The 9,203-nt window shown below is 72.3% G+C and carries 6 protein-coding genes; all 6 read right to left on the bottom strand.

Features of this window, described 5'->3' with window-relative positions; translation table 11 throughout:
* Nucleotides 1-909: N-acetylmuramic acid 6-phosphate etherase (locus tag SACSA_RS0104220; RefSeq protein ID WP_019813794.1), on the bottom strand; the 909-nt coding region annotated here is incomplete at its 3' end.
* A 33-nt stretch (nt 910-942) separates the two neighbouring features.
* On the bottom strand, nt 943-1,959 hold the full coding sequence (locus SACSA_RS0104215) for a MurR/RpiR family transcriptional regulator (protein WP_083940147.1): 1,017 nt from the start codon (nt 1,957-1,959) through the stop codon (nt 943-945).
* A gap of 137 nt (nt 1,960-2,096) precedes the next feature.
* Nucleotides 2,097-3,896, bottom strand: a complete 1,800-nt coding sequence (locus SACSA_RS0104210; protein ID WP_048876408.1) for a serine hydrolase — start codon at nt 3,894-3,896, stop codon at nt 2,097-2,099.
* Nucleotides 3,897-4,009: 113 nt separating this feature from the next.
* Nucleotides 4,010-5,311, bottom strand: coding sequence for an exo-beta-N-acetylmuramidase NamZ family protein (locus SACSA_RS0104205; protein ID WP_019813788.1), 1,302 nt, complete (start codon nt 5,309-5,311; stop codon nt 4,010-4,012).
* 31 nt (nt 5,312-5,342) lie between these two features.
* The gene (locus SACSA_RS0104200) at nt 5,343-7,232 is read right to left on the bottom strand and encodes a glycoside hydrolase family 3 protein (RefSeq protein ID WP_019813786.1); all 1,890 of its coding nucleotides are present in this window, start codon (nt 7,230-7,232) and stop codon (nt 5,343-5,345) included.
* A gap of 583 nt (nt 7,233-7,815) precedes the next feature.
* A complete protein-coding gene (locus SACSA_RS0104195; RefSeq protein ID WP_019813784.1) occupies nt 7,816-8,676 on the bottom strand; it encodes an HAD family hydrolase in 861 nt (286 codons plus the stop codon).
* Nucleotides 8,677-9,203: the final 527 nt, after the last annotated feature.

Below are 9,203 nucleotides of genomic sequence, written 5' to 3'. Positions count from 1 at the left end.
CAGGGCAGCCAGGGCGTCCCGCACGTGCCCGTCGCTGCGGCGCAGCGCGGCGTCGGCCTCGGTGACCTCCGCGCCGGAGAGCAGGCGCACCAGGGCGATCTTGAGGTCGCCGTCGGCGTCGGCGAGGGCACGGGCGCAGTCCCGCTCGGTACCGCCGGTGGCCTCCCGCAGGATCCGCAGGGTCCGTCCGCGTAGCTTCGCGTTGGTGGCCCGCATGCTGACCATGAGATTCGAGTACGTGCGGCCCATCCGCACCATCGTCGCCGTCGAGAAGGCGGTGAGCACGAGCTTCTGCGCCGTGCCCGCCTTCATCCGTGTCGACCCGGCGATGACCTCCGGCCCGGTGTCGACCGTGACGAGGATGTCCACCTCGTCGCCGACCGTCACGCGCGGGTTGCACGACACCAGCGCCGTCGTGGCGCCCCGCCGCCGGGCCTCCCGCAGCGCACCGAGCACGTAGGGGGTGCGCCCGGAGGCGGTCAGCCCGAGCACGACATCCCCGGGTGCCACGGCATCGCCGACTTCGGCCGCCGCCGTGTCCGCGTCGTCCTCGGCGTTCTCGACGGCGTTGCGCAGCGCCCGCTCACCGCCCGCGTGGTGCGCGACGAACCAGTCCGGGTCGATGTTGAAGGTGGGTGCCAGCTCCGCGGCGTCGAGCACCGCGAGCCGCCCCGACGTGCCCGCGCCCACGTAGTGCACCCGCCCGCCTGCGCGCAGCGCCCCGGTGGCGGCGTCGACCGCGCGGGCGAGTTCGGGCAGCGCCGCCCGGACCGCGTCCGGCACCGTCCGGTCCTCGGCGTTGATGGCGGCCAGCAGTTCGGCCGTCGACATCCGGTCGAGGCCGGTGGTGCGGGGGTTGCGTCGCTCCGTCGGCGACTCGACGTGCGCGATGCTGCTCGAAGCGGTCATCGTGGCCTCACTGTTGTTGGATCGACGTGGCGGTCACCGGCCCTGGGCCTGCCGTCTCCTGCCGTCGGGGCGTGCGCCGAGACGGTGACCGTCGACGGCGTCCCGGGTGGAGTCGAGGGCGGTCATCGCGTCGTCCAGGTGGCGCTGCGCCACGCCGATGAACAGACAGTCGATGACGGTCAGTTGGGCGATCCGGCTCGCCGTGGCGCCCGAGCGGAACGTGGTCTCCCGCGCCGCCGTGGTGAGCACGTGATCGGCCACGGTGGTGATCGGCGACCGGGGGAAGTTCGTGACGGCGACCGTGGTGGCGCCGTGCTCGCGCGCCACCCGCAGTGCCTCGACGGTGTCACTGGTGGCGCCGCTGTGCGAGACGGCGACGGCCACGTCGCCGGGGCGCAGCACGGCCGCGGAGGTCAGCATGATGTGGGTGTCCGACCAGGCGAACGACACCCTTCCGATGCGGTGCAGCTTCTGCTGGAGGTCGGCGGCGACGAAGGCGCTGGCCCCCACACCGTAGACGTCCACCCGTCCGGCCGCGGCGAGTGCGCCGAGGACGCGCTCCAGCGTCGCCGTGTCGAGTTGGTCGGCGGTCTCCTCGACCGCCCTCGCGTCGGCGAAACCGATCTTGCTCACCACGTCCGCCAGGTCGTCGTCCGCGGTGATGTCTCCGCCGAGGTCCTGCGACGACCGTGCCTCGGAGCGCGCGGTGTCGGCGGCCAGGGCGATGCGGAGCTGCGGGTAACCACCGACGCCGATGGCCTTGCAGAACCGGGTGACCGTGGTCTCGCTCGTCTCGGCCGCCAGGGCGACCTCGGTGATGCTGCGCCGGGCGACCGCCGACGGGTCGTCCAATACCACCTTGGCGACCCGCTGCTCGGCCCGCGCCAGCCCGGGCAGCAGCGACCGGATGCGCACGAGCGCGCTTCCCCCGTCCTGGTCGTGCGCGTCAGCCCGTTCCTCGGGGGTGCCGGTGCCCGTCGTGGGAGCGGCAACGGCGTCGTGCGTGTGGTCGCCCCCGCCGTCTGTGGGAAAGTTACTAACCGGAGGCATATGAGACAAGATTACCCGCACCTTCCCGTGTGATCGCAACCTGAGCGCGCACACCCAGGCCGCGCCGAGCCGTTGCCCGCAGAGTCGTCTCGCCCCGCGCGCTCGTTAACCCGATCTGGCTAACGAGTTCGCAACTATCAGCGGTCGCGGAGGACGAATCCGTCGGCGTCCAGCCGTTCCGGGTCTCGTTCGGCGTCGAGGACGGTGCCCCGTTCGTCACGGACCCGCACCCCGTCGACGAGAACGCCACGCCCGGTGTAGTTCCCGTCCGTGGTGAATCGCCAACGAAGCGTCAGCGCGTCCGCACGGGGCAGAGGCGCTCGCACCGACCACCATGCGCGCTCTGCCGTGCCGGACAGCGCCCGCACCGTGCCCTCGGGCGCGCCCCGGCCGTGTGCCCGCATCGGCAGCGCCCGCCAGGTCGGGTCATCCTCGGTGCGCGCCTCCAGGACCAGCCGGTCGCTCGACTCGCTGTGCACGAACGTCCGGAACTCCACGGAGCCGGAGCCGCGCGGCGACAGCGCGGGGGTGCCGAGCGTGGCGCTCTCGGCGTCGCCCGCGCCGCTGAACCACGCGTGCGTTCCCCGCACCGGCTCCACTGCCAGCGCCCGCGCCAGCGCGGTGGCCCACGTCTGCCGTGCCGGGTTCACCGAGCCCCACTCCCGGGACGGGTGCACCCGGTTCGTCAGCAGCACCGCCACCGACCGCGAGAGCGGGTCGATCACCAGCGACGTCCCGGTGTAGCCGGTGTGTCCCGCCGTGGCGGGCGAGGTCAGCCCACCCATGTACCAGAGCTGGTCGAGCTCGAAACCGAGTCCGTGCGCGTGGCCCGGGAAGTCGGAGTTGTAGTCGGTGAACAGCGCCCGCACGCTGTCCGGGCGCAGGATGCGCTCACCGTCGTAGGTTCCGCCGTTGAGCAGGGCCTGGGCGAGCACGGCCAGATCCCGCGCGGTCGAGAACAGGCCCGCGTGCCCGGCCACGCCGCCGAGAGCCCAGGCGTTCTCGTCGTGCACCTCGCCGTGCACCATGCCGCGGTCGGGCTCGCGCTGGAACTCGGTGGCGGCGATGCGGTGGCGCTGCGCAGGGCCGGGGTTGAAACCGGTGTCGGTCATGCCCAGCGGCCCGGTGATCCATTCGGCGATCACCGCGTCGAGCGGGTCACCGGTCACGCGTTCGACGAGTACACCGAGGGTGATGAGGTTGAGGTCGGAGTAGGCGTAGTCGGTGCCGGGCTCGGTCCGCGGCGGCACCTCGAGGACGGCGCGGATGCGGGAGGGCACGTCCGGGTGCTCCCGCCACAACGGGAGGGTCGGCTGCAGGCCGGAGGTGTGCGTGAGCAGCTGGCGCACCGTGATGGCGTCCTTGCCGTGCGCCCCGAACTCGGGGAGGTGCCGTGCGACCGGATCGTCGAGCGAGACGGGGAACCGTTCCACGAGCCGCATCACCGCCACCGAGGTGAACAGCTTGGTGATCGAGGCGATGTCGAAGACGGTGTCCTCGCGCATCGGCACCCGCTCCTCGGGGGGCAGCTCGGTGCCCTCGCCGTCGGCGTAGCGCACCGCGTCTCCCGCGGCGTGCGTGTCGACGACCATGCCGTCGTGGGCCAGCAGCCCCACCGCGCCCGAGAACAGCGGGTGCCCGTCGACGGCGTCCGGCGCGGTCCAGCCTTCGAGCCGCCGCTCGGCCGCGCGGAGGGGTTCGGGGTCGAGTCCGGCCCGTTCCGGCTCCGCTTCCCGCAGGACGGTCGAGGCGGGGGAGAACCCGGGCCGGGGTCGGTCGAACCGGCCTGAGCCGGACTCCACCGCCGCCATCGCGGTCACTCCCGTCAACACCAGGACCGCCACCAGAGCGGTGACTCTCGCCGCGCGGCTCCGCGAGGTGGGAAGGCCCGAGATCCACCCCGGTGTGCGCCTCGGCGCTGTGCCCTTCGGTCGCATCGTCGCCGTCTCACCTTCACTCTGTCACGGCCGAGCCGGCACGGCCCGGGCTCGCCTGTCGGGGTGTCGCTGTCGCTGTCGCACGGACGGGGCGTGGCACGGTCGGAGGGCGGTCACCGGTAGAGCAGGTAGGGCTCACGCCTGCGCTCGAACCCGGCCAGTTCGGCGCGCCACGAGCCGACGATCTCATCCGGCGATGCTCCAGCGTCCACCATCGTGCGGAACCGGTCGGAGCCGGTGAGTTTGTCGATGAACAGGTCGTCGCGCCAGGCGAACACCTCGGGGTGCATCCGCGCGGCCGCGACGATCATCTCGACGGCCGTGCGGATGGGGTCGAAGGTGTGCGGGTCGGTGACGCTGAGCTGCACGCCGCCGCATGTGTCGCCGGTGAACTTGCCGAACGTGGGCACGAAGTAGGTTTCCCGCAGCGCCACGCCGTCGAGCTCGCGTCCGGCCAGGTGCTCGCGCCAGCGCCAGTCCAGCCCCGGTGCGCCGATGATCTCGAAGGGCCGGGTCGTGCCGCGTCCCTCCGACAGCACCGTGCCCTCGAACAGGCAGGTACCGGGATACACCAGGGCGGTGTCCGGGGTGGGCATGTTCGGGCTCGGCGGTGTCCACAGCAGGCCGGTGTCGGCGAACACCCGGTCGCGCCGCCAGCCACGGGCGGTGACGACGTCCAGCTCGTCCAGCCTGCCGCCGGCGTCGGGCAGGAATTCGGCGTCGAAGAACCGCGCGAGCTCGCCGACGGTCATGCCGTGCTGCTGCGCGATCGGCTTGAGGCCCACGAACGAGCTGTACTCGGGGTCGAGCAGGGGGCCGGCCGCGTCGCCGCCGATCGGATTGGGCCTGTCCAGCACCACGAACGCCGCGCCGACCCGGGAGGCGGCGACCATCGCCGTGTACATGGACCAGATGTAGGTGTAGAACCGCGCTCCGACGTCGGCGATGTCGAACACGACCGTGTCGACGCCGGCATCGGTGAACAGGCCCGCGAGCGTGTCCTCGTCCACGCCGTAGATGTCGTAGACGGGAAGGCCGGTGCGTGGATCGGTGTAGTCCCCCTCGGAGCCGCCCGCCTGGGCACTGCCCCGGAAGCCGTGCTCGGGGCCGAACACCGCGACCGGGCGTACCCCCGCGGCCATCAGCGAGTCCACGATGTGCGTACGGTCGGCCAGCACGCCGGTCGGGTTGGACAGCACGCCCACCTTGCGGCCGGACAGGCGCTGCCAGCCCTCGGCGGCCAGGCGGTCGGCTCCCGGCGTCACCGGCCTCCCGAGTCCGTCCGCACCGGTCCTGCCGGGGCCGTCGCCCGCGGACGTCGTCGGCGACGAGCTGCTCGCCAGCATCGAGCCGGTGGCCAGGAGTGGTCCGGCCAGCGCGCTCGCGGAGAGGAAGCGGCGTCGGTTCACGGTCATGGCGCCTCGCTGTCGCTGTCGGTGGTCGGGGTCACCAGGTCAGCCCGTGGCCGAACGGGTAGAGGATCTCTCCCGGGTCCGAACCCGACGGAACGGCGACCGGCAGGGCCCCCTCCGGAGCGCTCTCGCCGAAGAGCACCGCGGCCAACGAGGTCATGGTGACGTCGCGCCAGTCGTAGGTCGCCACCCAGGTGGGCACGTCGGCGTATCCGGCGTCGTACGGCTCCTGGACCGCGACGGCGACGACGGGCGTATCGGTGCTGGTGAGTCGCTCCACAAGGTCGCGTTGCCCGGCGTCCCCGCGCAAGTTGTTGGTGAGCACCATCACCAGCTCGGACTCCCGCGCGGCGGCCACCGCGCGGTCGATCGCGGACTCGTCCGGGGCGGCCCCGGTCGGCATCGCGGTGGCCGTGCCGTCGGTGCGCGGCGCGACCTGCTCGGCCAGCGCGGTCACCGGGTCGGCCGGGTAGCCGGGATAGCCCGGGTTGGACCACCCGGTGACCAGCACGTCACCGGCACCGGAGGTCAGGGGCAGCAGACCCGCGTCGTCGCGCAGGACGGTGGTGGTGCCGTCGGTGACGCGCCGCACCTGCTCGCGGTGCTCGGGCGTGCCGACGCGGTTGGCGAGCCCGTCGGTGGGCACGATCGGCTCGGCCACGACACCCCTGCGGTGCTTGGCCTCGAGGATGCGGCGCACGCTGACGTCGATCCGCTTCTCGGACAGCCTGCCGGAGCGCACCGCGTCCAGCACGGAGTCGATGGCGAGGCCGAGGTCGGGCGGCATCAGCATCTGGTCCACGCCCGCTTCGAGCGCGCGCACCGGGATCTCGGAGTCCGGGTAGAGATCGCGCACGCCCCGCATCCCGAGCGAGTCGGTGACCACGACCCCGTCGTAACCCAGTTCCTCGCGAAGCAGGCCGGTCATGATCGGTTCGGACAACGTCGCCGGGTCGCCGGAGGGGTCGAGCGCGGGCACGGAGATGTGCGCGGTCATGATCGAGTCGATGCCCGCCCGTACGGCCTCGGCGAACGGGGGCAGGTCGGTCTCCCGCCACTCCGCCTCGTCGCGGTCGATCACCGGAAGCCCCACATGACTGTCCGTGGCCGCGTCACCGTGCCCCGGGAAGTGCTTGGCCGCGGCGGAGACGGTGCGGGTCTCGTGCCCGGAGTCCTCATAGCCGCGGACCTGGGCGGCGACGTACCGGCCCGCCAGTTCCGGGTCGGAGGTGAACGAGCGCGAACCGATCACCGGGTTCCGCGGGTTGGAGTTGACGTCGGCCACCGGTGCGAAGTTCTGCGTGATCCCGAGTGCGCGCAGTTCGGCGGCAGTGATCGCCGCCGTCGTCTCGGCCGCCCCGGCATCGCGCGCCGCGCCGAGCGCCATCGCGCTCGGGTACTCGGTGACGTCCTCGGCGATCCGGGTGACCCGGCCGCCCTCCTGGTCGATCGCGATGGTCAGCGGCACCGGCGGGTTCTCGCCGAGCGCGGCCCGCTGGAGGCCGTTGGACAGCTCCGCGACCTGCTCGGGACTCTCGATGTTGTCGGTCCCGCCGTGGTTGAAGTAGATGACGCCGCCGACGTCGTACTCGCGCACCACGTCGGCGGGGGTGTCGACGCCGTACTTGTCCCGGTTGCCCGGGTGTGCCTGGTCGGCCGAGGTTCCCCAGACGTCGGCCACGAACAGGTGGCCCACCTTCTGCTCCAGCGTCATGGAGCGCAGCACCCGTTCGGGCCAGCTCTGGGCGTGTGGATCGGGCAGGCCCGGCACGTTCGGCGGCGCCGGTGGGGTGGGTGGTGCCGGCGGTGTGGGCGGCGTGGGCTGGGCCGAGGCCGCACCGGTGACGGCGAGCAGGCCTGCGAGCGTGACGGTCGCGCAGATCCGCCACGGGCGGATGCGGGAACGGGCGTGGGCGGTGGGCACGGGCAGCCTCCCAGTCGTGTGGCGCGTCGTCGCGAACCTCGCTGTGAGAAATCCACTCGGACGAGTCAGCATGTGGAAAGCTACTAACGTGCGAGTGACGGGTCAACGACCGAAAGTGGTATGAGGCCGGGCCTGACCGCGCCTTCTTGTCACGCACAGTCGCGAGGGAAGAGGGCACGGCCTTGTCGTGGCTCGGGACGTGGTCGAACGCGGGCACACACGTCGGTGGCACCCACCGAGGCCTCGGCGGGTGCCACCTGACAGCGCGGACCACACGGGCGACCAAGCGTGCGGTTGTGTCGTCGCAGTACGGGTACTCGGCGCTCGGCGTCCCGATACGCAGTCCCTGACGACGAGCCTTTTCGCGGCGAGCTCCGCGTGGGTACCCGGCGTCCGCGCACGGAGATCCTGTCAGGGGAGACCCGGCTTCTCCTCCGCCGAGCCTCTGGCCGACACGATGTCCGCACTTCCTTTCTAGCCAGTGATGCCCGTCACTTCAAGCGGGTCGACGGATGCACCGTTCCAGACACGACTGCCTCACTCGATGGGGCGACCTCGCCGGACGAGGCGAGCGCCCGGACGGTCACTCCCTTCGCCTGCGACGGGAGAGCCCGTAGAAGGTGGCACCGGCCGCGACGGCCCCGACACCCAGGCCAACCGCCACGGCGGTCGCCGACGGAGCGGGAATGCGCGCGCGGAGGGAGACCGGGTTGGCGAACGTGTGCACCGGCCAGTCCCGTTCGGCGGCGAGCTTGCGCAGCAGGCGGTCGGGGTTGACCACATGCGGATGACCGACCGCCTCCAGCAGCGGGACGTCGGTGCTGGAGTCGGTGTAGGCGTGCGCGGCGCTCAGGTCGTAGCCACGCTCGTCCGCGAGCTGCCGCGCGGCGACGGCCTTGTACTCGCCGTAGCAGTAGAAGTCGACCCGGCCGGAGTAGCGCCCGTCGACGACCTCCATCCTGCTGCCCACGCAGTGGTCGACCCCGAGCATGTCACCGATGGGGCCCACGACCTCCTCGCCCGTGGCCGAGAGCACGATCACGTCGTGGCCCCGTGCCCGGTGCCACTCGATCATCTCGGCCGCCTCCGCGTACACCAGTGGTGCCACCACGTCGTGCAGGGTTTCGTCGACCACGGCCTTGACCTGGTCGACGTCCCAGCCCGCGCACATCGCCGAGATCTCGGCGCGCAGCCGCTCGGTCCGGTCGGCGTCCGCGCCCGACAGCGAGAAGACGAGCTGTGCGTAGGCACTGCGCAGCGCGGCACGGCGATTGATCAGACCCTCACGCAGGAACGTCCGGCTGAACGCCAGCGCGCTCGACGAGGCGATGATCGTCTTGTCCAGGTCGAAGAACGCGGCGGTACGCCGGGAGGACGTCGGTTCGGTGGTCGAGCCAGTATCGCCGACCGGCGCGTTCGCGGAAGAGTTCTCGGATGCCGCCACGCGGCACACGATATGTGACTCGACCGGATGCGCACGGTCGGCATGGCGGCAAGCGGCACACCGTCCGCTTTCGTGCCCGGCCACGGCCTCCCGCCGGAGTGGCGGTGAGGCACGCCCGGCCGGTCCGGACCCGGCGGCCCTCGCTTCTCGCCCTGGCGGAAACCGCCCTTTTCCTTGTCCCGGCTCCCGCCGCGCGTCTGTCCGAGTATCCCCCGCCGGTGTGCCCGCCTTCCGTTCGCGGAGCTCGCCGGTACGGGTACGGACCGGTGGTGACCAGGTTGTCCACAGGTGTCCGGTTGTCCACAGGCGCTCGTGCGGGCCGTTGCCCGGCGCGGTTGTGGCCACGACGGTGACGGTGTCGGCACGGACACGGCCGGGCGTGATGCGGTGCCCGGTTCGGACGGAGGGGAACCACGTGGCACGAGGCGAGGTGCACCGGCGGCACGGGACGCGGCGGCGGCACGGGACCGAGCGGCACGGAACTGAGCGGCACGGGGCCGAGCGGCAGGGGGCGGTGGAGGCCCGCG

The sequence above is a fragment of the Saccharomonospora saliphila YIM 90502 genome (assembly GCF_000383795.1).
Lineage (GTDB): Bacteria > Actinomycetota > Actinomycetes > Mycobacteriales > Pseudonocardiaceae > Saccharomonospora > Saccharomonospora saliphila.
This window is presented reverse-complemented; position numbering and strand designations above follow the sequence as displayed.

Excerpts from the sequence above, each read along its gene's own strand:
- SACSA_RS0104215 (WP_083940147.1), bottom strand. The coding sequence starts at position 1,959 with ATGCCTCCGGTTAGTAACTTTCCCACAGACGGCGGGGGCGACCACACG.
- SACSA_RS0104210 (WP_048876408.1), bottom strand. The coding sequence starts at position 3,896 with ATGCGACCGAAGGGCACAGCGCCGAGGCGCACACCGGGGTGGATCTCG.
- SACSA_RS0104205 (WP_019813788.1), bottom strand. The coding sequence starts at position 5,311 with ATGACCGTGAACCGACGCCGCTTCCTCTCCGCGAGCGCGCTGGCCGGA.